Genomic DNA, 22,878 nt, shown 5'->3' with positions numbered 1-22,878 from the left:
GTGACGCCGCCATCCGCCGTTCCCACAACCGGCACCGCGACGTACACGGGCATCGCTTACGGCTGGTACGGCAACGGTACGCTCACCGAGCCGCCGGTGTTCCGCGGCACGGTGACCGTGACGGTCAACTTCGAGACGCGCCAGGCCGTGGTGTCAGTGCAGAATGCCGCAACCTTCGACGCGGCTGCAGCCGCTGTGCCGGCTACATTCACGGCAACGACGGCACTCGGCGCAGCAGGCTCGAATGTCGCCAATTACCTGACCGGCACGCTGAACAACGGCACGCTTGGCGGTGGGGTGGGCGGGCGCCTCTTTGGCCCGGTCGCAGCATCGGGTGGCGGCGCAGCTGCTCCAGCCGAAATTGCAGGTGCATTCCGCATGTCCGCCTCGAGCGGCGCGGCGGTTGTCGGCGGTTTCATCGGCCGCAAGCAGTAAATTCCATTGCCCCGGTCGCCAGAATGCGATCGGGGCAATCTGCTATTTCTTTACGCAACTCAGAAAAACGTAGCTGCTCGTGAGGAGGGCAATCACGATGCACGAAAACGCAAAGCCGATACCGGCGCTCACGCAGAAGACGGTGACGCAGAGGTAGTTGGCGCTCTCGATGGCGGTCGTCGTCATCAAACCTGAAAACAGGCGCAGGATCTGGAACATGCAGACCGCTATGCCGACCCACTTCCAGACGTAGAAAGGGAGTATGTTGCGCTGCGAGCGGTTATGCCGGTAGTTCGCGATGCGCTGCTCGCGCGTACCCCGCCCGGCATCCCGAAACCGCCAGAACGGGATTGCAAGGCGCCAGATGTATTGCAGCCTGAGGGCCAGCCTTCGCCATAGTGACCGATCGTTGCATTCCATTCGCCGGTACCTCCTCCTGCTTAGTCATGCGGGCGTGACACGAGTTCTATTGTAGTCACGAAACCCTGCCGACGAAGGGCGAAGTGCTCAGGAAGCGTCGTCGATATCTTCGAGTTGAAGAAGCACGTTGATACAGGCTCCGGCGACCAATGCCGCGGTAATGAGCCCGGCGAGCGAAATCAGCGCGAAGAGCATGTCTGTCTCCTGGAATTGGTGTTGTTGTTTTGATTACACCATTCAATGACGGGAGGCGTGTTGCGCGCCGTCATCAGAGATGACTGAACTTGACGTTTCAAGTCTTCCTGAAGAGCTTGCGGGAGTAACGATCAAGCATCATGCGCAGCTTGTGCGCAGCGCGCTGCAGTGCCATCTCGTAGCGCAGGTAGTGATAGGCAAAGGAATGACGGCGGCGGGAACGGCGCGTTGAGCGATGGGCATGCGCGTTCGACTGCATGCCGGTGCACTCCCGAAATTCGGGTTCCCCGATACTGGGCGGCGTTGCCTCGTTGCGCAAGATCCACTCATCATGTTCGCGCCGCCTGGATGGGTCGGACAGGACTGCGTAGGCGCTGTTGATGATCTGGATGATGCGGATCGCCTCGGCGCTGTTGCCGTGTCGATCGGGGTGGTATTTTTGTGACAGCGTTTTGTAGGCGGCGCGAATCACTTCGGGAGGAGCATCCCGTGCGACCTTCAAGTTGTCGTAGTGCGTGTGGATCCGTGCCATGGCGGCAGTGCGAATAGGAGGTTGATCGATTCGGCGCGCAGTACAAGGTTCACGCAGCGGAACCTTGATGCCATGGTAACCGCGCCGCAGCGAATTTCATTGCAGTTTATCAAGTCGCCAGCGGATGTCAGCGGCAGAAGTAATCAGTGACCATGATCTCGTCATCCGATCCAGGACGGATGACCGTGAAGGCATCGATGCAGTTGGTGGATTTGTCAGTGGAGCCGTAGACGATGACATCGGTACGGATGGGACGGTATCCCGGCACGGTCATGACCATCTTCGGCGTGCCGAAGGCTTCTTGCAACGACTGGTAGGGCCGACCTCGCCACGCGGCACGCAATGCGGACTCGCGTTTCAGTCGTGAGCCGGCGTCACCCCAATGGCGGGAATACCCGTCGAGATTTGAGGTTGTCATGCAACCGTTGATGAACGGCGCGAGCCCGAGGAGCAGGGCAAATTTGACGCCTCCGCACGGCCGGTCTTTCATATGCCCTTCTTTCAAATGAAACGCATTCCAGACCGGTACCGGAATGCAGCGAGCATGCAGGGCGATCGATATGGACAGGTGACCGGTGGGACTCGCATGCGCAGTGCGCCACATAACCATTATGCCAATATGGACAATATTCAACATTATCCCAAGTCAACGAAAGCCTGTTTGGGTGACAACAGGAAGGGTGTTGTCAGAGCGAGCCCGATTCGAGCAGTGACGTGCCGGCGCGTCGGGCGGCATCGATTGCTTCCTCGTAGCTTGCGCAGGGATGGTCGCTGGCGTGGCGCTTTTCGAGCACACACCGGAAATCCTGCTGTTCGTCGTCGAAACGCATGATCGTGACGAATGGATCCCACTGTGCCTTGCCAGGCATTTCGAGAGCGATGAGATGGAGCTGGTATTTGCCGATGGTTTCGATCTGCATGGCCGTTCTCCAGTCGTCATCGTACCAGCCGCCGTTTGGCGGCTGTTTGACGGCGATCAGTCGCGACAAAACAGGAAGCCGCTTGCATACGCGGAACAAAACATCGGAGAAGAAGTCTAGGGGATTCCGAACTTCTTCAATGGAAACAAGACGATGTCAATCGAATCAGTCGAAAGCGAGCTCGCCGCATTGCGCAAACTGGAACAGGCAGTACGTGCCTGCGGGCTTCCTACGATCATGGTTTCGGGGCAGGCGCAGCTTGAGATGCTGGCAGCGGCATTGAAGGAGATTTCCGACGCGCGTCTGGAAGCGCAGGCGGCTAGTGTTTAATCACCGCTGTTCCACCAGGCACCCATGAGGCCGCTGAGGTAGGTTGCTCCGCCGATAATAAGGGCAACGGTGGCGGCGATCGGGGATTCCGCGAATGCTGCAATGATGCCGGCGGCGAACACGACCGCGCCAAGCAACTGGACCAGCTTGTATTCGGTGTCCGCGTTTTGAGCAAGATCACGGCGCGCAGCCACGTCGTTGCCCACGGTAACCGGATAGCCGCATTCCGAACAGGCTTCGGCATGCACAGGCAAACGCGCCAGGCACTCCGAACAACGGACAGAATGTTTGTGTTTTTTGCTCCACATGGTTGATGAGCGTTGGTGCGGATCGAACAGTGATGCGCAATTAAACACCCTCTGCATTTGTCAGCCTAGCCATATATATGGGAATTAGCGCCCTGATTTGACGTTATATGCCCGGTTTTGGCGCGGCATGCATCTTGCTCAAGGAAATATTGCTCCCTGTGGATGTCACGCTGCTTGCCCCAACATGTAAAGGCTGTGGAACATGACCCTGCGGAGATATGCTTCCGGTTCATTATCGCGTCACAAAGTGCGTTCACACTGTGCAGCCGGGAAGCAGACATGTGCTCAGTCATGGAGGTCCAGCATGAAAACACTCGTCACCGAAGAAATGCTTGATGCAGCTGTCAGGAAAGCCGTGGAAGCGGGATTGCTGCCGCGGCATGCATGCCGTGACGACGCCCATGGTTACCAGGAATTGATACGTTTTGTCCTTCAGGCAGCATTGGATGCGCAACCAAGGTCTCAGGTCGTGCGTCGTCCGGATGCGCGCAATGCCGTTCGAGAGCGCTTTTCCGAAGCGCGCGACATCACGCACTGGCTTCGCGATGCGATACCGGGATGATGCTTTGCGTTACAGGTATTTGGCGTAGTACACGGCGGGGAACGACAGGGCCTGCAGGTACTCCAGGGCAGCCTTGACGAAAAGTTCGTTGAATACCACTGCTGCGTTCAAGCTGTCGTTGTAGTTCTGCATTGCAAACTCCTCCCTGATGGAAAATGCACTGTAGCAGCCGGTCCCGGTTTCCGGCTTGAGAGTTGTCAAACGATTTGCCCGCGTATGCCCTTCATGGCCGATCCGCTGGCTGTACCTGGGCACGGAAGCGCGGCAAATGGTCGGCGTGATTGCGCTGGACGTAATCGACCAGACCTTCCCGAATGCGACAACGCAGATCCCACGCCTGACCCGCATCGCGCGCGCTGACCAGGACGCGGACATGCATGGCGCGTTCATTTGTGTCGACCACCTGAGTCAGGCACAGCCTGCCGTCCCATTCGGGCGCTTCGCCACAAATCCTTTCCGCCTCAGCGCGCAGCGCTGGCACCGGCATGCTGTAATCAACCCAGATGCTGACGGTACCGAGGATGTCCGCGCTCATTCTTGTCCAGTTCTGGAACGGATTTTCGATGAACCATTGCAGCGGCACGATCAACCGGCGCTGATCCCAGATCCGTACCACGACGTACGTGCCGGTAATCTCTTCGATATGTCCCCACTCGTTCTGGACGATCACTACGTCCTGCAAGCGGATCGGCTGCGTCAGGGCGATCTGCATGCCGGCGAGGAGGTTGCCGAGCACCGGTTTTGCGGCGAAGCCGACGACCAGGCCGGCTACCCCGGCAGACGCGAGCAGGCTGGTGCCCAGTTGCTTAAGTCCTGGCAGTGTCATCAGTGCCGACCCGCCGCCGACCAGGACGATCAGCACGATCATGCTGCGCGAAAGGACCTTGGTCTGGGTCTGGATGCGTCGTGCCTGCAAATTGTCGGGAGCGTCGGCCGGATTCATCTCGACGATGGTCATTGCGACCGCCCGCACGCACCGTACGCCCAGCCAGGTGAGTGCGGAGATCAGCAAAAGCGTATTGGCGTGGAGGACGAAGTCCAGGCCGGGCAGGGTAGCGGGGACATTGCGCAGGATGACCTGTGTCGACAGGAGGAAGACCACGACGCCGCCGGCGCGGTGTCCGTAGTCGACAAGCTTGCTGGAAAACGGAAGCGGCGCCGTGACGCGCCTGAGAAACGCCGTTCCTAGCCGGTGGAACAGCATTACCGCAAACAGCGCCATCAGGACTTGCACGCCGACGCCGGCCCACGGGATGTGATGCAGGATGAATGCCCACGGCAGGACTGCATAGGACAGCGTTTCCAGCCAGTCGGGCAGGCGCTCGTTCATGGGATGGAAAGCTGCGCGCAAGGCGCAAGACGTTCTGTCAAACCGGTCTTGGGGTTATCGCGAGGTCGCCGGCGTGTGCTTTGCGGGCTTCCCGACCGGATTGTGGTCGGGTACCGGATCGTCGCCGGGAGCGGGAAGCTTTTCCGGCACGGGATCGTCTGCGGGAACAGGCTCGGGGGGAACCTGATGCTCATCGGACATCGGCATCTCTTGCTCCAATCGATGCAGAAATCGTACACCGCGCCACGCCCGTCTCCTTGAGACATGTCATCCTGTTGATGCCGGCCGTGGGCGCAGTGCCCGGCGGCATGCCTGCACGGCGCCGGAGCCGGCAGTGCACGCAGCGCTTGCGGTCGTTTCAGGGAGCGCTTGTACTCGAGGACATCGCCCCGCCAGCCTTGGGCTTGAACTGCTTGTCGCTGATCCTGAACTTGGTACGGCGGTCACCCATCAGGTGACGCAGGTCGCGAATGCTCAGCTGCGATACTTCGTGCATGCGGATCAGCAGCGAGGCGCCTACCGGAAGGCGGCGGTGGCGGATCTTGCTGATCAGCGGCGGCGCCACCTCGAGGGCGCGCGACAGGGCTGCGTCGTTCTTGAGGTTCAGCTTTTCAATCAGCGACTCCAGCAGGTTGTTGGGATCGTATTGATACTGGTCTTGGGCGCTATTTTCTTTGGTCTCGTTCATCTGGCTATTCCCCGTTTCTGGTTCGATCTGGATTCTATTCTGAACAATCGTACGGATGCAATTTTGATAATTCTCAGAGGAGCTTATTTCTCTGCCGTCAGTCGCGATAGTGTGCGCTTGCGTTTTATCATCGAGATCAGACGAAATAAGAAGCGCCCAACACCAGGGGCGAACCTGCGACGCCGGCGACGACGAGACGCCTCGCGACGCTATGGATCTGGTCTTCGAAAGCACGGTAGGTCTCGAGGAAGTCCTGCTGTCCGCCGCCTTTCATGCGGCGCAGGTGTGCCAGCGCGTTCTTCGACACCAGGCACTCGCGGTCGGCGAAGCCGACCTCCACGGTAAAGGTCACGCCTTCCTCTGCGACGCGCGGTTCGGCTGCCGTTCTGATCATGCGATGTCTCCAATGTTGGAATGAAGGAAAAGGACTGTGTTTGTGTTCTCGATGGTAAGGAGTCACGCCGGTACGGTTTTGACGGCCCTCAACTTCCCAGACACTCATGATGTGTGCGAGGGCAATGGTGCGACGCTGAAGGTGCGCAGCCGCCCGGGAAACAATACAATGCGTGTACGCGCAGCAATCAAGGAGACTAACGCGATGTATCTGGACCATCCGAAAATCAGTGCCACCAACAGCGGGACCGAGCCGGACCGGCTCGAACGCGTGAACCGCGTGTACGGCTATGCGCTTGCATTGGCCGACGCAGCGGGCGACGAAGCATTCCTGGGGAAACTCTCGCACCTGCATGACCACAAAGGCACGCTGATCGTAGTCTGGTTCGAGGAGCCGGACGACGCCCAGAAAGGATTTTTCGTCTCGGCGTGGAAGAGCAAGGTGGGAGATGAAAGCAGCAACGTCGAACACGAGGTCAAGGCGTTGGGCGCCTGAGTTACGGCTTGCCGGTTCTCCGTGGCGAAACTCGCAGGCACGTCATGATTCAGCCCGTCCGCGACGCTCGCGTGCGGGCTTTTTTTTATTTGCTGGCGGGGACGAGCGTGATGACGTTGGTGGAGGAGATCTGGTCCTGGATCTGTTCGATTTCAGCCAGCAGGTTCATCAGCGCGCGCAGCCACGGATAGCGGCTGTTGCGGATCGTCCTGTTGCTGGTTTCGAGATCGATGATGAACTGCGGCGTCATGACGTGCGGATGCCGGGTGCTGCACACACCGCCATGCAGCTGGGCGCGCTTGCCAAGGTAGGCCATGGCGCAGGCACGTTTGTATTCCGCCACGTTGTCGTAATGCGAGGTGATGCTCTTGTCCTCCTTGCAGCGCGCGATGCATTGGAGATAAGCCTTCCAGTCGCCTTCACGAATTTCAATGGTGCCGGACCTGTCCGCGCTCGCGCTGGAAACCGAATTTTCTGAGTCTGGAACTGCTTGCACACTTTCTCCCGGGTGTCGCGATGTCATGGGTATTGCTTGATGGCCTTCTTTGACGTGGCCGGGAGCGGAAAAGTTCAGTGAGGAAACAAAGGCCAGGCGCGCAGAATAGCCGAATGCAATGCACTTGCCGAAGGTAAGCATTTACGTTCGGGCGTGCGGTGGCGTTCTCGCGCCGATCGTCCGATGCCTGTCCGGTCGCAAACTGGTGCCACGGAGACGATGTTCGAATACAGGAGGCGCGATATCTGTCCGCGCCGGTGTTCCTTCGAGGTTGAGAGTTTTGCCCGCGGCCGCAAGGCTGGCGGGCTTTTTTCTTTCCGCCGCGCCAAGTGATGCAGTTCATCAAAATTTTTGACATACTTTTCAACAGCCCCGGGCTTCGGACTATACTGCACGCATTGCTGCCCGCTCGGAGCAATCAGGCAGGCAATACGGTTTCACCGGTACCTTTTGATGGCGGCTGAATCATGAATGATGCAGACCAGATTGACGATCGAGCAGATCCTGCCGGACTGACGAAGGCCGCGCGGAATCCGAGCTACGCTGATCTCAAACCCAAGGGGGCATGCTGGTATTGCAACCAGCCTCTGGATAACGTCCGGCGCTTCTGCAGCAAGACATGTGCTGACGACTACCGGGTCGAAGAAGAAGCTTTCAGCAATCCTTCCAGATAAGCCAGTCACTCTCCCACGCCTTCCTCCATCGCGGTCTTCACATGACTTGAGCCGCGACAATGATAACGGCTGCGCATGTCTGTTTATCTCAGGCCGCACGCCGGAATCCGAAGCTATTTTTGCGTTGACGCTGTCCAATTTGTACACCGTCCCGATTGGGCGGTGCCAGGAGCTGGAAAATGACACCCGACGAAATAGTGACCGACATCAACGCAAGGAATCGCGAGGCGCTCTACGGACGCGCCGACTACCACCACCTCACTCACGAAGAGGTGCTTGCCCTGATGGATGCCGCTGCAATGCAGGGCTTCCGCATGGGCAGCAACCTCGCCCTCTCGATGGTGAAGGGCGCGCTGCTCGTGCAGCTCACGCGCGCTGCAGGTATGGAGCGCGACACGCCGGTCTGACGATACAGAACGTTACAAAATTCCTGTATCACCTTTGACCATCTGCTGCGTTAACGGAGCGTTGACTAAGGGAGGTGACAGATGATCATGATGCGAACAGGGCTGCTGGCAACCCTCGCTTGCCTGGGTACCCTGTCCGTTGCGCACGCAGCCGATTACGAGGACTTTGCACGCGTCCTCAGCGTGACGCCACAATACGAACAGGTGAATTATCCGCAGCAGGAATGCCGCACCGAGTATGTGCCCGTGCAGCGACAGCAGCAGCGCGGCGCAGGTGGATCGCTCATCGGTGGCATCGCCGGCGGGATTATCGGCAACCAGGTGGGCGGCGGCAGCGGGCGCGCGGTAGCGACGGCGGCAGGTGCGATTACCGGAGCGATCGTTGGCGACAGGCTGGAGAATAACGATCGCGGCGCCGTCGTGGATCAGCAGCCGGTCCGCCAGTGCCGCACGATTGATAACTGGCAGAGCCGCGCGAATGGCTACGTGGTGACCTACGAGTATCACGGCCACACTTACACGAGCGTCATGCCTTACGATCCGGGCGAACGCATGCGAGTGCGTGTCTCTGTCATGCCGCGCTGAGTCAGGATTCCTGCTGCGCGCCGCAGCACTTCTTGAACTTCTTCCCGCTTCCGCAAGGACAGGGATCGTTGCGGCCGGTCTTTGGCGTCTCGTGCTTTACCTGCTGCACCGCCGACTTGCGGTGCGGCTGCCAGAACTTGTGGATGTGCGGGATGGCCGCTTCCATTTCCACTGCGAGCTTGTGGCGCTTGACCGGGTCGTCGACAAGCGCCATTTCCTCTTCTTCGATTTCTTCGGCGCCGAGCAGGTAGACCGGCTTCACCATGTCGGCCAGGTTCGATTGCCAGATCGGTTCCCACGCATCCGCGCGCAGGTTCATGCCTTCCCAGAATCCCCACGCCCAGGCATCGCCATCGAGCAGCGTGCGGCCTTCATATTCATGCTCGCAAAACAGCGGCTCGAATTCCTTGGGCGCGACTTCGAAGGTGATCGCGATTTCATTCATGAAGCGCGCAATCAGCATGCTGATGCGTTCGGCTTCCTTCGGCGTCTTGAACTTTGGGCCATCCTTGCCGGCTGATCCCCATACCTTGGGGAGCCATTCGGCCATCAATACTTCTTCCGGACCAATCGCCAGCGCCGTGAGATAGCCGTGCAGCGAGTCCATCGTCATGCCGTCGTCGGCACAGCGGTCGGAGAGCAGGAACTGGTCGAGTTCTTTGAATTCCTTGTCGGAGAGAGGTTCGTCGAGATGCATGGGATAGCGAAAGGAAAGGCGTTCGGCGATGTGAGGATCGCGGACGGAAACTGTGGTTCAAACCACGCATCATACACTGCCGACGGTACAATCCCCTGATGGAACGAATCTTCTCCCACGCCTTTGCCGGACTGGATCCGGACGTTGTCCTCGATGCGATTGAAGGCATCGGCCTGTATCCGGATGGCCGCCTGCTTGCGCTGAACAGTTACGAAAACCGCGTCTATCGTGTCGGCATGGAAGACGGGCCGCCGATCGTGGCCAAGTTCTATCGGCCGCAACGCTGGAATGACGACGCGATCCGCGAGGAGCACGCATTCGTTGCGGCGTTGTCGGAGCGTGAAATTCCTGTTGTTCCCGCAACGCCGAGTCCTGACGGAACGACCTTGCATGTGCACGACGGATTCCGGTTTGCAGTGTTCCCCATGCAGGGCGGGCGTGCACCTGAGCTGGATAGCAGCGATACGCTGGAGTGGCTGGGACGGTTTATCGGGCGCATCCATGCTGTCGGCCGACTGGAGCCTTTCCGCCACCGCCCGGAAATCTCACCGGAAACGTTTGGCCGCGACTCGCTGGAGTATCTGCTCGCGCATGACTTCATTCCGGAAGACTTGCGCGATGCGTACAGAAGCGTCGGTGCACAAGCTCTTGACGGCGTGCGCCACTGCTATGACCGCGCGGGCGACGTGCGCCTGCTGCGCCTGCACGGCGACTGTCATGTCGGTAACGTCCTCTGGACTGACATTGGTCCGCATTTTGTCGACTTCGACGACAGCCGAATGGGGCCGGCAGTGCAGGACTTGTGGATGCTTCTTTCCGGCGAGCGTTCCGAAATGGTTCGCCAGTTTTCCGACCTGCTTGCCGGGTACGAGGATTTTGCCGAATTCAACGAACGTGAACTGCATCTCGTCGAAGCCCTGAGGACGTTGCGGCTAATGCATTATTCTGCCTGGCTTGCGCGGCGCTGGGACGATCCGGCCTTTCAGGCCGCATTTCCTTGGTTTAACACTCAGCGCTACTGGCAAGACCGCATCCTCGAATTGCGTGAACAGGTCGCCTTAATGAGCGAGCCGCCCCTCTGGGGCTTCTGACGCAGTCCTTGTTTCCCCGCTCCAACCGCTAATCGGCGAAATTCTGCCGCTTGTCGAAATTGCAATGCAGCATGTTTCAATTTTGCTAATCTTGGTTGTCAAAATAACCATGGAAAAGCAACATGCCCGCCATTGCAAAATCCGGTTTCACCTTGATCGAACTGATGATCACCGTGGCCATCGCGGCGATCCTGGCCGCGGTCGCCCTGCCTTCATATCGCGACTACGTCACGCGCGGCCGCATTTCCCAGGCAACGAGCAACCTCTCGAGCATGCGCGTGAAACTGGAGCAGTTCTACCAGGACAACCGCACTTATGAAGGCGGCTGCGCGCCCGGCGCATTTGCGGCTCCGCCACCGAATGATGATTTCACCTATACCTGCGAGGGCCTGTCGGCGGCGGCGTTCACGCTAAAGGCAAGCGGTGTCCCGGGCGGTGTAATGGCGGCCTTCACCTACACGCTGGACCAGTCGAATGCGCGGAAGACGACATCCCTTCCGGCTGGTTGGGGAACCACGCCGGCGGAGTGCTGGATCACGAAAAAGGGCGGCACATGCTGATCCGGCCTCAGCGCGGCCTCAGCCTGGTGGAACTGATGATCGCCTTCACGATAGGCGGAATGCTGTTGATGGCCGGGATTCCTGCATTCACTTCCTGGATACAAAACGCGCAGAACCGTACTGCCGCCGAATCTGTCGTCAACGGCCTGCAACTGGCTCGCCTTGAGGCAGTCCGTCGTAGTGCCGAGGTCCGCTTCGAGCTGACGGACGCCGACGGTCTCGTTGCATGGAATGTCGGCTGTGCGGTAGCGACTGCGGAATGTCCATCCACCATCCAGCGCCGCAAGACCGCCGAGGGCACTGTCAATGCCAGGGCTGGCGTGAGTACGGCAATTCTGCCCAATCCGCTGCCGCCAGGCTATTTCGATACGGCGATTGCCGCCGGGACAGGCTTGCCGGCATCAGTCAGCTTCAACGGACTGGGACGCCCGGCGGTCGACGATGTAACGCGTATCGACATCACGAATGCAACATCGGTATCCGCACGCAGATACGTGGTCACGGTCAGCGCCGGCGGCCAGATTCGCATGTGCGATCCCGCCTTGAAATTTTCCGACAACCCGCAGGGCTGCAGCTAAGGAGTGCCGATGGCCACCTACATGCAGAAAGCAAGAAAGCAGCAGGGAATGGTATTGGTCGAGGGATTGATCGCCATCCTGATTTTTTCGCTGGGCATCCTCGCACTCGTCGGTCTCCAGGCCGTCATGCTCAAGCAGACGACCGATGCCAGGTATCGTCTCGACGCAAGTTATGCCGCGAGCCGGCTGATCGGCGAAATGTGGGCGCACAGGCAGAGCCTTGATGGCTTCAAGGTAAATGAGGAACCGGAGGCGTCGCTTCCAAATGGAAAGCGCACCGTGGCCGTCGAAGGCGAACAGGTGACGATCACGCTTACATGGCAGCTTCCCGGCGAAACGAAGCCGCACAGCCACGTCGTCGTAACCCGAATCAGCGGATGAGCAGAATGAAAATAATCGCGCACAAGTTTGGCAAGGGCTTCAGCTTGCTGGAGGTGATGGTTGGACTGGGCATCGGCATGATTTCCATGCTCGTCGTCATGCAGGTCTTCGCCATGTATGAAGGCGGCAAGCGTACGACGACAGGGAGCGCTGATGCACAAGGCAATGGCGCCATTGCGCTGTACATGATTGAACGGGACGTCAGGATGGCCGGCTGGGGCATGGGCGCCTCGACGTATGCCGGTTGCCGAACCACCTTCACTTACTGCGACGGCAGTGCAGCCTGCGGCGGCACCGAAGGCCCTCTCGGTGACATGTCGTTCGCTTCGGTACGGATCACCGATGGAGAGGGGAATCCGGACACGATCAGCGCACAGTTCTTTGCCGACCCGGCCCTTGCTTCGTTCCGGTTTCCCGCAAATACCACGCTGCGAGGCACGATGCCGCAACCGTCGTCCGAACTGAACGTGAACAGCGTTTCCGGGTGCAAGGAGGGGGATATGGTCCTGGTGCAGCAAGGCGGTAACTGCACCCTCATGGAGATAACCGAGGTCCAGGAAACGGCGCTCAAGATACAGCACAATCCGGGCAAGAACGGCCCGTTCAATCCGCCGGCGAGCTACCAGAATGACAATGACTGGCCTGCGTATCGCACAGGAGCCACGCTCGCTTGCTTCAAGCACCCGGTAGCCGCCGCGACATTCCGACGCACCTATTCGGTCAACCTCACCAGCCGTCAATTGCAAGTCACGGACAGCACGGTCGCAGGCGGGCAAGTCGCTCCCGACATCATCGACCTGCAGGCGCAATACGGTGTCGCACCCACCGACATGCAGGAGGTCAGCGAGTGGGTAGACGCAACCGGACCCACATGGACGAATCCGAGTGCATCCGACGCCGCCAGGGTCAAGGCAGTCCGCATCGCCCTCGTGGCGCGTAGTTCTCAATATCAAAAGCCGGAATCCGGGTCGTGCAAGACGACGACCAGGGAAACAGTCAAGTCCTGGTCGAGCTGGGCCGCTTTCGACACCAGCCGGTATCCGGCGGACTGGGGATGTTATCGCTACAAGGTGTTCGAAACGGTAGTCCCGCTGCGCAACGGGATATGGGGGAACGCATGACTGGCCTGAGGATTTCCATGAACCGTCAGCGCGGCATCGTGCTGATCATCGCGCTAATCGTGCTTGTCGCAATGACCCTGGCCAGTGTCGCCATGGTGCGCTCGGTCGATACCTCCAGCATCATCGCCGGCAACATCGCATTTCGCCAGGGAGGCGTCGCCAGCGCCGATGCCGGTGTGGAAGCGGCAATCGCCTGGCTGGGAGCAAATTCGTCGCTGCTCGAGAAAGATCGACCTGGTAAAGGCTATTTCGCGACAGGGCAGGACTGCCTTGACCTTACCGGAGGCGGGCATTTCGACAAGGAGTGCAAACCGCCCTTCGCGGTACTCGATTGGAAGAGTCCCGACTCCGTAGTGACCTTGCCGCAGGATGCCGCAGGAAACAAGGTTTCCTACGTCATTCATCGCATGTGCGCCGCCGAAGGGGCCGTTGACGGCGGCAAGTGTGCCGCCGACCAGAGTGCGCTGAGCGAGGGGCGAAGCCAGGGGATCGCTACCCAGGAAAAGATCTATGGCGATATCGACATGGTCTCCATCAGCAGGGTGTATTACCGCGTCACCGTGCGCGTCGAGGGGCCGAGGAATAACGCAAGTTTTATCCAGGCCATCGTATCGCTGCCTGTATAGCGCACAACCAACTACAAGAACAGGTGCCTGCATGCGAGGAAAAACCTGCTGCGGGCTTCAAGAGGGGAAATGACATGAATCATCAGCGCCATCCGGCCGCACGGCCCGGTCCTGCACTCTTTTCGCTTGCATTGCTGCTCACATCCGGTTGGGCTGTCTCTGCTGTTACCGACCTGGCCAATATCCCACTGGCCAATGCCACTACGGCGAATATTCTTCCCAACATCATGCTTGACCTGGATGATTCCGGCAGCATGGCTTGGGATTACATGCCCGATTATGTGCGGATGCTGTCCAAGGACGACTCGTTCACCCAGATGTGCCGCGGTGTTGATACCCTGATTGTCTGCAATCCGGGGGACCCGCCGTATTTCGCGAATGGATTCAATTCCATGTACTACAACCCGGCAGTACGATACCGATGGCCGGTCAATCACGATGGCACGCCGAAGGCAGACCCGAACGGCAACACCGCCTACGTTGCGCCGTGGGCAGCGGTTGCGAGTGACGGGTATGGTGTCCAGATGGTCGATAAATCCAGTGCTGAACCGTCCGGAGCGATATCCTGCAAATCTTGGGCTTCATCTGGCGCATCCTGCCCGACATACAGTGCCACCGCGACCGTCAACTTGACAACGGAGTATCCCGAGCGGGTCTGGTGCCTGAGTGCCAGCGATTCACCGTCTGGACCCAATTGCAAATCCGGGGTCGACGGGACTGGCTACATATATCCGAATGCGACCTACAAGAACCTGAAGGTTCGCTATGGTTCGCCCTACTATTACAACGTCAGCGTGGAATGGTGCAAGCTGGCGAACAGCAGCGGCACTGACAAGTACTTCGGCAAGGCTGGTCAATGCCAGCCTCGCCCCGATGCGACGTACAAGTACGTGCGCTATTACAACTGGTCGCGCGTGGATATCATCCCGGGAATCGCCTTCCCCGCAAAGGCGCCAGATCGCACGGACTGTGCTGGTGCGGTCTGCACCTATGCGGAAGAAATGGCGAACTTCGCGACGTGGCATGCCTGGTATCGCACACGTACGCAGATGACAAAGACATCGATCGGACTGGCATTCGACGATGTCAGGGGAGTGCCGCTTACTGGAACAGCACTTCTTGCCGACTCCACCGATGCCAACTACCTGCACGCTCGCGTCGGCCTCACGACCATTAACAGTTATAGCAGCTCGAAAGTGAAACTCGACATTGCCGGGTTCGATCCGGCACAGAAGTCCAGTTTCTTTTCCAAACTGTACGCGATCATGCCCGGCGGTGGCACACCCCTGCGGGAATCGTTGAATGCCGTCGGAAAAATGTACCAGGGCGCCAGCACAGTGTATGCAGACCCCGTGCAGTACTCGTGCCAGCGCAACTACACGATCCTTGCTTCGGATGGCTACTGGAAGAATGCCGGCTTCTCAGGTCTTGGGGATACAGATGGCGCCGTCGGGGCAAGCCGTCCTTCCTACGATGCGAATCATGCTGAAAATACACTGGCCGATATCGCCTATTACTACTACCACACCGACCTGCGTCCAGGCACGTGCACCGTGTGCGAGAACAATGTGCGCAGAGCAGGTACGGATCCGGCCGTGGACGACGTCGCCATGCACCAGCACATGACGACGTTCACGATTGGCATGGGCGTCGACGGCACGCTCGCTTACCAGGACGATTACAAGACAAGCACGTCCGGAGACTATTTCAATATCACGCAGGGAACGAAATTCTGGCCCGTGCCCACGGCCGGCAACCCGGAGACGGTGGATGATTTGTGGCATGCGGCGGTCAACGGGCGCGGCACGTATTTCAGCGCACGCAATCCATCCGCGCTCGAGTCGGGATTGAAAAAGGCGCTTTCCAGCATCGCCGGTTCGATCGGCAGCGGTGCGGCTGCGGCGACCAGCAACCTGCAGCCGGTTTCCGGCGATGCCTTCATCTATGTTGCCGGGTATCGGACGGAACTCTGGGACGGGGAGGTCAGTGCACACACGGTCAACCTTTCTGACGGCAGCATTGTCGCCAAACCGGTGTGGCAAGCGGCCGTTCGGCTCAAGGAAAAGATCCTGGCGAGCGACAGCGATTCGCGCACTATCTACACTGCGCGCGGGACCTCGCGTGTCCTGTTTTCAGCCGGTACGGGAGGCTTGTCCGTGGACCAGTTGGCCTATTTCGACAATGCGAAGCTGTCGCAGTATGCGTCCTGGGACAGCAGCAAGCGATCGGAGGCGACGCCGGCGCGCATGGTGAATTACCTGCGCGGCCACTACCGCTACGAGGATCAACCGGGCAACGCCATGGTCGAACGCCTGTACAGGGACCGCGACAAGATCCTGGGCGACATCGTCCACGCACAGCCTGTGTATGTGAAAGCGCCGCCCTTCAGTTTTACAGATAGCGGTTATGCCGAGTTCAAGAAGGATAAGAAGGATCGCGCGGGCATGGTGTACGTCGCCGCCAACGACGGAATGTTGCATGCGTTCGATGCGGGAACCGGCGAAGAGCGCTGGGCGTACATCCCGCCGGTCATCCTCCCGGAATTGTGGCGTCTCGCCGATGCGAACTATTCCAGCAACCATCGCTTCTTCCTCGACGGAACATTGGTCGTCACTGACGCAAAAATCGGCGGCGTATGGAGAACCGTGCTGATCGGCGCGCTGGGACGCGGCGGAAGGGGCTACTATGCCCTCGACGTCACGGAACCGCTGGATCCGTCGCCGTTGTGGAACTTCACTGCGGACGACGACAACAACGTCGGGTACACCTACGGCATTCCGCTGGTGACCAAGCTCGGTGATACCTGGACCGTCGTCCTGACCTCCGGCTACAACAACGTCCCCGAGGGCGGAAAATATCCGGCCGCCGATGGAAAGGGATATGTGTTCGTGCGCGATCTGGCAAGCGGTGCCGCGATAAGGACCATTTCCACATCCACGGGATCGGTCGGCAGTCCCAGCGGCTTGTCGAGGCTGAACATCAAGTCCGAAGAGCAGTTCTCCAGCGGCAATCGGGCGGAGACTGCTTATGGCGGGGATTTGCTTGGGAACATGTGGCGCTTCGACCTGGAAAAGGGAAAGGTGTCCAGGCTCGCCGAATTCGGTCCGGAAAAACCGGTCATGACCGCTCCGGACATCGGCGAAGTGGACGGGCACCGGGTAGTCTACTTCGGCACGGGGCGCTACCTCGGCACAGGCGATCTTGGCGACAAGAGCGTCCAGTCCATTTACGGCATCAAGGATGACGGGAAAAGCACGGTGGCAGGAACCGCCGACCTGGTGGCGCAAACTGTTTCCGGCGGCACGACTACCCGTGGCGTGTCGAATAATCCCGTCGACTGGTCGTCGAAGTCCGGCTGGTATGTGGATCTCCCGGTTGGGGGCGAGCGCGTGACCGTCGATCCGCAACTCTTCTTCGGCACGCTGCTGGTGGCGACGACGATGCCTTCCGCCACCGACTGCGAACCGGGCGGGACCGGCTGGCTGTACCAGCTTGATTTCACCATGGGTGGAAGCACGTCGGCGACCGGCGTTGCAGCGACCAGCACATCATCGCCGATTGTCGGTTTGACGGTCACGCTGGTGAACGGCACGCCAATGGCGACAGGAGTTGAAGGAAACGGCGCTGTCACCTCCATTCGTGTGCAGTTGCGCCAGGGAGCCGGCGGAGGCGCCTCGGCTGCGAAGCGGGTACTGTGGCGCGAGCTTTACGATTGATCGCTTGGGGGCGCGGACCGGGGAAGATTGCCATCCTCGCGTCCCTCGCAGTCCACGTCGGGGTGCTTGTCCTGCTACAGATGGCTGGAGGCAGGCAAGGACAAAGCGAGGCGCGAGACGAGAGGCATCTGGTCGTGTCCATCGGTCTCGCCGCGTCACCGGGCCGATCCCACATTGATGCTGACTCTGGGGTGTCCTCAGGATCGCGCATCAGCCGTATGGTGCAAGCCTCGACATCCGAGGCATCATCAGGAAAACCGGAGCCGACGTTGACGATTGCGACGCCAGCCGGACCGTACTACTTTCGCGCCAGCGAGCTGTCGCGGCGGCCGGTCTTGCTTGGCGATGCCATTTCGCGGCTTGTCATAGAAATGCCGGGATTCCCGCCCTTGCCGGTCATCCTGCGTTTGCTGATCAGTGCGGAAGGAGACGTGGACCGCGTGCTGGTGGAAGATTCGTATCTGCCCGACGCGGTCGTGGAGCGCATTGTGGACACGTTCAGCACCGTCCGTTTCTTGCCCGGCAAAATCGGAGACGCGGCCGTCAGGAGCCAGTTGAAGATTGAAGTCAGGCTTGAGAACCTTCAGGATTCCCGGTGATTTGCCTCTTCTCTGTTCAAACCTTCTGTGCAGCCACTGCCAGCTTGTCGAGGTTCTCCACTACACGCTCCACCGATGCATCGCTGTTGGAAATCAACACCGCTCGCTCGATCGCATCGTCGCGGCTGTTCTTAGAAAAGAAGTTCAGCAGGTAATCCGCATTCTCCGTCCCCGGCACGCCCAGGCCGCCATCCTTTGACAGCTTGCGCACGTACCAGACCGCATAACCGTTCGACTCTTCGCAGCAATAGACTTCGGCCGAATGATAGGGGCCGAGCGGATGCTCTTCAGGATCGGTGTGCCAGATCACCTTGCGCCACAGGTGGTTCTTCTTGGTTTCGGCGATGTTGTGCATGAAAACTCCTATTCGTATGGGCTGAGTCTAGCCAATCAGGCAGGTGCTAGATTGGACTGCGGTCAATTCTTTTCGTCAGGATGATGGACGTGGAGGTCTGGCGTACGCCGTCGGCCGCGCCGATCTGGTCAAGCATGCGGTCGAGTTCGCCCGTGGACTGGCAGCGCAGCGTCAACATGTAGTCGACCGTGCCGCTCACGGCGCACAGCGTTTCCACCTGCGGCATCTTTTCCAGCACCTTCACCAGCGCCGAAGCCTTGCGCGGATCGACCGTGATGCCGACATAGGCGCGCACCGCCGGCTGGTACAGCTCCTGGTTCAGGCGCACGCCATAGCCGGAGATGATGCCGCGCTTCTCCAGATTGGCGATGCGGGCAATCGCAGTCGTACGCGCGATATCGACGCGCTTGGCAATGGTGGCGACCGGCATGCGGGCGTCGTCCATCAGCAAGGCGAGGATCTGGTTGTCGATCTCATCCAGTGCGGGTTTCATTTTGTGCGATATGTCCTGTCTTTTCGACGAATTGTAGCGAAATCATACAGTATGACGACGCTTTGCTCTCTATTTTCTGACACGGCCCGGCCTTAGACTTTTTGCATCGTTTCACCCCACAACAAGAGAGCAAGAAAATGAAGACCAAACTGATTCTCCTCGGCGCCGGCAAGATCGGCGATGCCATCCTGAACCTGCTGTCGCATACCGGCGACTATAAGATCACGGTGGCCGACCGCGACCCGCAGCGCCTCGCGCATGTGGACGCGATGAAATTCCCGGAGGTGACGACGGCGCACGCCGACATCGCCGACGAAAAGACCGTGGTTGACCTCATCGACGGCCATGACGTCACCCTGTCCGCCTGTCCCTACTTCCTCACGCCCGTGATCGCCGGCGCGGCCAAAAAGGCGGGCTCGCATTACTTCGACCTGACCGAGGACGTGGAAAGCACGCGCGTGGTCAAGCAACTCGCGGAGGATGCGTCCACCGCCTTCGTGCCGCAATGCGGCCTGGCCCCAGGCTTCATTTCCATTGTGGCCAATGATGTGGCAAGCCGGTTCGACAAGTTGCGCGACGTGCACATGCGCGTCGGCGCCTTGCCGACCTTTCCGAGCAATGCGCTCAAGTACAACCTGACCTGGAGCACCGACGGCCTCATCAATGAGTACTGCAACCCGTGCGAGGCCATCGTCGACGGCCAGCTGCGCGAGGTATCGGCGCTGGAGGAGGTGGAACACTTCTCGCTGGACGGCATCGACTATGAAGCCTTCAATACCTCCGGCGGCCTCGGCACCCTGTGCGAAAGCCTTGCCGGCAAGGTGCAGAACCTGAACTACAAGACCGTGCGTTATCCGGGGCACAGGGATATCATCAAGATGCTGGTGCGCGACCTGCAGCTCGGCCTGCTCGACCGCCGGCCCATCCTCAAGGAAGTGCTCGAATCCTCGATTCCGATCACCAAGCAGGATGTGGTGCTGGTATTTACCAGCGTCTGCGGCATGCGGGAAGGCCGGCTGGAGCAGGAAACCTATGCGAAGAAGATCTACAGCCAGCACGTCAACGGCCAGCTGCTGTCGGCGATCCAGGTGACGACCGCGGCGGGCATTTGCACGATGGTGGACCTGGTGATGCAGGGCAAGTTGCCGAAGAAGGGGTTGATCAGGCAGGAACAGGCGAAGCTGCAAGATTTCCTGGCAAACCGCTTCGGCCGTGTTTATGCCGCTTGAATGAGGAAAACAACAATGGAGACCGTACACGAGCTGTTGTCGGCGATGGGCGCGGACCTGTCGCATTACGCAGGCAACGATATTCACAGCAGGACCCCGATCACCGGCGAGACGCTTGCCTCATTGCACGCGGATACTCCGCACGCGGTGAAGGAAAAGATCGGGCGCGCCGATGCCGCTTTCCGTGCATGGCGCAATGTGCCTGCACCGAGGCGCGGCGAACTGATCCGACTGTTTGGCGAGGAACTGCGCACGCACAAGGAGGCGCTCGGCCGGCTGGTCACGATGGAGGCGGGAAAGATCCTGCAGGAAGGTCTGGGTGAAGTGCAGGAGATGATCGACATCTGCGACTTCGCGGTCGGGCTGTCGCGCCAGCTGTACGGACTGACGATTGCGTCGGAACGTCCCGGCCATCGCATGATGGAAACCTGGCATCCGCTCGGCGTGGTCGGCGTCATCTCGGCCTTTAACTTCCCGGTCGCGGTGTGGTCATGGAATGCCGCGCTGGCTTTCGTGTGCGGCAATAGCGTGGTGTGGAAGCCTTCCGAGAAAACGCCGCTCACCGCGCTTGCCGTGCAAGCCTTGTTCGAGAAGGCCGCGGCGCGCTTCGGCAGCGAGGCGCCTGCAGGGTTGTCGGAGCTGATCATTGGCGGACATGAGCGCGGGCAATTACTGGTCGATGATCCGCGCGTGCCGCTGGTCAGCGCCACTGGCAGCACGCGCATGGGACGCGCCGTCGCCCAGGCATGTTCGCAGCGGCTGGCGCGCACCATCCTCGAGCTGGGCGGCAATAACGCGATGATCGTCGCGCCCAGCGCCGATCTCGAACTGGCAACGCGCGCCATCGTGTTCTCCGCAGTCGGAACCGCGGGGCAGCGCTGCACCACGCTGCGCAGGTTGTTCGTGCACGAGAGCGTCGCTGACGCGCTTCTGCCGCGCCTCAAGAAAGTGTATGCATCCCTGCCCATCGGCAATCCGTTGGAGAAAGGCACGCTGGTCGGTCCGCTGATCGACGGCAGCGCATTCGACGCGATGCAGAATGCGTTGGCAAAGGCGAAAGCGGATGGCGGCACCGTGACCGGCGGGGAGCGCGTGCAGCCGGAAGGTGGCGGTGACGGGTTCTATGTGCGCCCGGCGCTGGTCGAGATGCCCGCACAAACGGCAGTCATGCACCACGAAACCTTCGCACCTATTCTGTATGTCGTGCGCTACCGCACGCTGGACGAGGCGATTGCGTGGAACAACGAGGTACCGCAAGGCTTGTCGTCGAGCATCTTCACCACCGATATCCGCGAGGCGGAACGCTTCATGTCGGCGAGCGGCAGCGACTGCGGCATCGCCAATGTGAACATCGGCCCGAGCGGAGCCGAGATCGGCGGCGCATTCGGCGGCGAGAAGGAAACCGGCGGCGGCCGCGAATCCGGTTCCGATGCATGGAAGGCGTACATGCGCCGCGCCACCAACACGGTCAACTACAGCCACGCCTTGCCGCTGGCGCAAGGCATCAGCTTCGATCTCTGATTCGCAAGACTCCCCGCACGCATGAATGCACGCGCCTGTACGGCAGGCGCGGGGGGAATTTTTTTGTCATCGAAAGGATTCATCCATGGCATCGCACAACAGCAATCTCTTCAATCTCGTCGAAAGAGCCATCGGCGCGGACAATGCCGCGCGCGCCATGCGCCTCATGACTATCCCGACGGGCTTCAGCGTCTGGGAATGCGGCTGGGTGTCGCGCAAGGAAATCGCGCAGGCGCTGAACATGGTGCTGTTTATCGACCTGCTCGCGCGCGTGCCAAGCGGCAGGGAATACACGGAGGACGTCGCAGCGCGTGGCGGCAAGGTCTTTCACGACCATGGCGCGCTGCGCACGGTGCGCTGGAACCGCAACGGCGCCTTGCCGCCCGGCGAGGTTGCATTCACTCGCATCCTTGAGCCGCTGGGTTATCGCCTGAATGGCGTGTTCCGGCTGGACAGGATAGGCATGACCGGACGCTCCTATGCGCATGCGGACAATCCCGAGGAGATCGCGCAGTTCTTTGTCAGCGAACTGCATCCGGAGCGCTTTTCCAGTGGCTTCCAGGATGCGGTGACGCGCGTCCTTTCGACTTCGAAGGATCCGCTTTCGCCCCATGCGCAATGCCTGCTGCATGAACTGGCGAGGGATGGCCGACTGACTTTCGACGATGCTGCCGACCTGCTGCCGCAGCTCGAGACATGCTTCGGCCGGCAACATGCCATCCCCACGCTGGCAGATTATGAAATCCTGCTCGCCGAATCGCATGAAATGGCATGGATCGCCACCGAGGGCAACGCATTCAACCATGTCACCGACCGTGTCGGCGACCTGGAGAGGCTGACCCGCGAGCAGGCGGCGCTCGGGCGGCCGATGAAAAAAGCGGTGGAAGTGTCGCAGAGCGGGCGCATCCGCCAGACTGCATTCAGGGCGGATCCGGTCATCCGGCGGTTCGGGGACGGGCAGGGCGGTTTCGTGCAGCGTGAAGTGCCGGGCAGCTTCTACGAATTCATCAGCCGTGACCGCACGGTGGATGGTGACGCGCTCGACCTCGGCTTCGACGCCGGCAATGCGCAGGCGATCTTCAAGATGACCGCTTCGGCACGCTGAACGAATTGCGCCCATAATAGGCGCCCTCAAATTTG

30 protein-coding genes and 1 pseudogene are annotated in these 22,878 nt (G+C 59.9%); 17 read left to right on the top strand and 14 right to left on the bottom strand.

The annotated features are described in order from the left end of the window. Positions 1 to 435 (top strand): annotated as a pseudogene (locus AYR66_RS24020) (hypothetical protein); the annotation flags it as partial. Between the two features lie 42 nt (positions 436 to 477). Here AYR66_RS24020 and AYR66_RS24015 read toward each other — a convergent pair. The 4 genes from AYR66_RS24015 to AYR66_RS24000 form a co-directional block, all read right to left on the bottom strand. Further along, the gene (locus tag AYR66_RS24015) at positions 478 to 855 is read right to left on the bottom strand and encodes a hypothetical protein (protein ID WP_088710098.1); all 378 of its coding nucleotides are present in this window, start codon (positions 853 to 855) and stop codon (positions 478 to 480) included. Positions 856 to 1,147: 292 nt separating this feature from the next. Then, the gene (locus tag AYR66_RS30630) at positions 1,148 to 1,582 is read right to left on the bottom strand and encodes a J domain-containing protein (protein ID WP_088710097.1); all 435 of its coding nucleotides are present in this window, start codon (positions 1,580 to 1,582) and stop codon (positions 1,148 to 1,150) included. A 127-nt stretch (positions 1,583 to 1,709) separates the two neighbouring features. Then, positions 1,710 to 2,000 (bottom strand): hypothetical protein, encoded by a 291-nt coding sequence (locus AYR66_RS28540; protein WP_141104304.1) that lies wholly within the window; start codon positions 1,998 to 2,000, stop codon positions 1,710 to 1,712. Positions 2,001 to 2,268: 268 nt separating this feature from the next. Beyond that, positions 2,269 to 2,502: a hypothetical protein gene (locus AYR66_RS24000; RefSeq protein WP_088710095.1), complete on the bottom strand. Its 234-nt coding sequence runs from the start codon at positions 2,500 to 2,502 to the stop codon at positions 2,269 to 2,271. Between the two features lie 153 nt (positions 2,503 to 2,655). Between AYR66_RS24000 and AYR66_RS29085 the strand changes: the two genes are divergently transcribed. Continuing rightward, the gene (locus tag AYR66_RS29085) at positions 2,656 to 2,832 is read left to right on the top strand and encodes a hypothetical protein (RefSeq protein ID WP_170942352.1); all 177 of its coding nucleotides are present in this window, start codon (positions 2,656 to 2,658) and stop codon (positions 2,830 to 2,832) included. On the opposite strand, the gene AYR66_RS23995 is transcribed toward AYR66_RS29085, so the two are convergent. After that, a complete protein-coding gene (locus AYR66_RS23995; RefSeq protein WP_141104303.1) occupies positions 2,829 to 3,197 on the bottom strand; it encodes a hypothetical protein in 369 nt (122 codons plus the stop codon). The genes AYR66_RS29085 and AYR66_RS23995 overlap by 4 nt on opposite strands. A gap of 247 nt (positions 3,198 to 3,444) precedes the next feature. Between AYR66_RS23995 and AYR66_RS23990 the strand changes: the two genes are divergently transcribed. Further along, entirely contained in the window at positions 3,445 to 3,702 is a 258-nt protein-coding gene (locus AYR66_RS23990) for a hypothetical protein (RefSeq protein WP_088710093.1), read from the top strand. 9 nt (positions 3,703 to 3,711) lie between these two features. Here AYR66_RS23990 and AYR66_RS30490 read toward each other — a convergent pair whose 3' ends face one another. From AYR66_RS30490 to AYR66_RS29075, 5 genes are all read right to left on the bottom strand, one after another. Beyond that, positions 3,712 to 3,834: a hypothetical protein gene (locus AYR66_RS30490; protein ID WP_272938374.1), complete on the bottom strand. Its 123-nt coding sequence runs from the start codon at positions 3,832 to 3,834 to the stop codon at positions 3,712 to 3,714. A 91-nt stretch (positions 3,835 to 3,925) separates the two neighbouring features. Continuing rightward, on the bottom strand, positions 3,926 to 5,032 hold the full coding sequence (locus AYR66_RS23980) for a mechanosensitive ion channel family protein (RefSeq protein WP_088710091.1): 1,107 nt from the start codon (positions 5,030 to 5,032) through the stop codon (positions 3,926 to 3,928). Between the two features lie 54 nt (positions 5,033 to 5,086). Beyond that, positions 5,087 to 5,233, bottom strand: a complete 147-nt coding sequence (locus AYR66_RS29080) for a hypothetical protein (protein ID WP_170942351.1) — start codon at positions 5,231 to 5,233, stop codon at positions 5,087 to 5,089. Between the two features lie 157 nt (positions 5,234 to 5,390). Further along, positions 5,391 to 5,720 carry a hypothetical protein gene (locus AYR66_RS23975; RefSeq protein ID WP_088710090.1) on the bottom strand — a complete coding sequence of 110 codons (330 nt, stop codon included), beginning with the start codon at positions 5,718 to 5,720 and terminating at the stop codon, positions 5,391 to 5,393. 136 nt (positions 5,721 to 5,856) lie between these two features. After that, positions 5,857 to 6,114 carry a DUF1488 family protein gene (locus tag AYR66_RS29075; protein ID WP_088710089.1) on the bottom strand — a complete coding sequence of 86 codons (258 nt, stop codon included), beginning with the start codon at positions 6,112 to 6,114 and terminating at the stop codon, positions 5,857 to 5,859. 168 nt (positions 6,115 to 6,282) lie between these two features. Between AYR66_RS29075 and AYR66_RS23965 the strand changes: the two genes are divergently transcribed. Beyond that, positions 6,283 to 6,609, top strand: a complete 327-nt coding sequence (locus tag AYR66_RS23965; protein WP_337367502.1) for a hypothetical protein — start codon at positions 6,283 to 6,285, stop codon at positions 6,607 to 6,609. Between the two features lie 85 nt (positions 6,610 to 6,694). Here AYR66_RS23965 and AYR66_RS23960 read toward each other — a convergent pair whose 3' ends face one another. Then, positions 6,695 to 7,105, bottom strand: a complete 411-nt coding sequence (locus AYR66_RS23960; protein ID WP_141104301.1) for a hypothetical protein — start codon at positions 7,103 to 7,105, stop codon at positions 6,695 to 6,697. Positions 7,106 to 7,958: 853 nt separating this feature from the next. On the opposite strand from AYR66_RS23960, the gene AYR66_RS23950 reads away from it, so the two are divergent. Further along, positions 7,959 to 8,186, top strand: coding sequence for a hypothetical protein (locus tag AYR66_RS23950; protein WP_088710087.1), 228 nt, complete (start codon positions 7,959 to 7,961; stop codon positions 8,184 to 8,186). Positions 8,187 to 8,267: 81 nt separating this feature from the next. Next, positions 8,268 to 8,771: a glycine zipper 2TM domain-containing protein gene (locus tag AYR66_RS23945; RefSeq protein ID WP_337367501.1), complete on the top strand. Its 504-nt coding sequence runs from the start codon at positions 8,268 to 8,270 to the stop codon at positions 8,769 to 8,771. Position 8,772: 1 nt separating this feature from the next. On the opposite strand, the gene AYR66_RS23940 is transcribed toward AYR66_RS23945, so the two are convergent. Beyond that, a complete protein-coding gene (locus AYR66_RS23940; protein ID WP_088710086.1) occupies positions 8,773 to 9,468 on the bottom strand; it encodes a UPF0149 family protein in 696 nt (231 codons plus the stop codon). A gap of 98 nt (positions 9,469 to 9,566) precedes the next feature. On the opposite strand from AYR66_RS23940, the gene AYR66_RS23935 reads away from it, so the two are divergent. The 8 genes from AYR66_RS23935 (at position 9,567) to AYR66_RS23900 (ending at position 18,140) form a co-directional block, all read left to right on the top strand. Further along, complete coding sequence (locus tag AYR66_RS23935) at positions 9,567 to 10,559, top strand: serine/threonine protein kinase (RefSeq protein WP_088710085.1); 993 nt, start codon at positions 9,567 to 9,569, stop codon at positions 10,557 to 10,559. Between the two features lie 122 nt (positions 10,560 to 10,681). After that, positions 10,682 to 11,119, top strand: a complete 438-nt coding sequence (locus AYR66_RS23930) for a type IV pilin protein (RefSeq protein WP_088710084.1) — start codon at positions 10,682 to 10,684, stop codon at positions 11,117 to 11,119. Continuing rightward, entirely contained in the window at positions 11,113 to 11,697 is a 585-nt protein-coding gene (locus tag AYR66_RS23925; protein ID WP_088710083.1) for a GspH/FimT family pseudopilin, read from the top strand. The genes AYR66_RS23930 and AYR66_RS23925 overlap by 7 nt, the downstream gene beginning before the upstream one ends. A 9-nt stretch (positions 11,698 to 11,706) precedes the next feature. Continuing rightward, complete coding sequence (locus AYR66_RS23920; protein WP_088710082.1) at positions 11,707 to 12,078, top strand: type IV pilus modification PilV family protein; 372 nt, start codon at positions 11,707 to 11,709, stop codon at positions 12,076 to 12,078. Between the two features lie 5 nt (positions 12,079 to 12,083). Then, on the top strand, positions 12,084 to 13,199 hold the full coding sequence (locus tag AYR66_RS23915; protein WP_170942350.1) for a PilW family protein: 1,116 nt from the start codon (positions 12,084 to 12,086) through the stop codon (positions 13,197 to 13,199). A 17-nt stretch (positions 13,200 to 13,216) separates the two neighbouring features. Next, positions 13,217 to 13,825: a pilus assembly PilX family protein gene (locus AYR66_RS23910; protein WP_088710080.1), complete on the top strand. Its 609-nt coding sequence runs from the start codon at positions 13,217 to 13,219 to the stop codon at positions 13,823 to 13,825. 74 nt (positions 13,826 to 13,899) lie between these two features. Continuing rightward, the gene (locus AYR66_RS23905) at positions 13,900 to 17,541 is read left to right on the top strand and encodes a pilus assembly protein (RefSeq protein ID WP_088710079.1); all 3,642 of its coding nucleotides are present in this window, start codon (positions 13,900 to 13,902) and stop codon (positions 17,539 to 17,541) included. Positions 17,542 to 17,810: 269 nt separating this feature from the next. After that, positions 17,811 to 18,140, top strand: coding sequence for a hypothetical protein (locus AYR66_RS23900; RefSeq protein ID WP_088710078.1), 330 nt, complete (start codon positions 17,811 to 17,813; stop codon positions 18,138 to 18,140). Positions 18,141 to 18,156: 16 nt separating this feature from the next. Here the strand turns inward: AYR66_RS23900 and AYR66_RS23895 are convergent, their stop codons facing one another. Next, positions 18,157 to 18,495, bottom strand: coding sequence for a hypothetical protein (locus AYR66_RS23895; protein WP_088710077.1), 339 nt, complete (start codon positions 18,493 to 18,495; stop codon positions 18,157 to 18,159). Positions 18,496 to 18,541: 46 nt separating this feature from the next. Continuing rightward, positions 18,542 to 18,988: an Lrp/AsnC family transcriptional regulator gene (locus AYR66_RS23890; protein WP_088710076.1), complete on the bottom strand. Its 447-nt coding sequence runs from the start codon at positions 18,986 to 18,988 to the stop codon at positions 18,542 to 18,544. Between the two features lie 137 nt (positions 18,989 to 19,125). On the opposite strand from AYR66_RS23890, the gene AYR66_RS23885 reads away from it, so the two are divergent. The 3 genes from AYR66_RS23885 to AYR66_RS23875 all read left to right on the top strand — a co-directional run bounded on the left by AYR66_RS23885 (position 19,126) and on the right by AYR66_RS23875 (position 22,843). Further along, positions 19,126 to 20,217: a saccharopine dehydrogenase family protein gene (locus tag AYR66_RS23885; protein WP_088710075.1), complete on the top strand. Its 1,092-nt coding sequence runs from the start codon at positions 19,126 to 19,128 to the stop codon at positions 20,215 to 20,217. A 15-nt stretch (positions 20,218 to 20,232) separates the two neighbouring features. Continuing rightward, positions 20,233 to 21,738: an L-piperidine-6-carboxylate dehydrogenase gene (gene amaB / locus AYR66_RS23880; RefSeq protein WP_088710074.1), complete on the top strand. Its 1,506-nt coding sequence runs from the start codon at positions 20,233 to 20,235 to the stop codon at positions 21,736 to 21,738. Positions 21,739 to 21,823: 85 nt separating this feature from the next. Beyond that, positions 21,824 to 22,843: a DUF1338 domain-containing protein gene (locus AYR66_RS23875; protein WP_234815068.1), complete on the top strand. Its 1,020-nt coding sequence runs from the start codon at positions 21,824 to 21,826 to the stop codon at positions 22,841 to 22,843. Positions 22,844 to 22,878: the final 35 nt, after the last annotated feature.

This window comes from Noviherbaspirillum denitrificans, assembly GCF_002211445.1.
GTDB lineage: Bacteria > Pseudomonadota > Gammaproteobacteria > Burkholderiales > Burkholderiaceae_D > Noviherbaspirillum > Noviherbaspirillum denitrificans.
The sequence above is the reverse complement of the archived record's forward strand: the minus strand, read 5'-3'. Positions and strand labels throughout refer to the sequence as shown.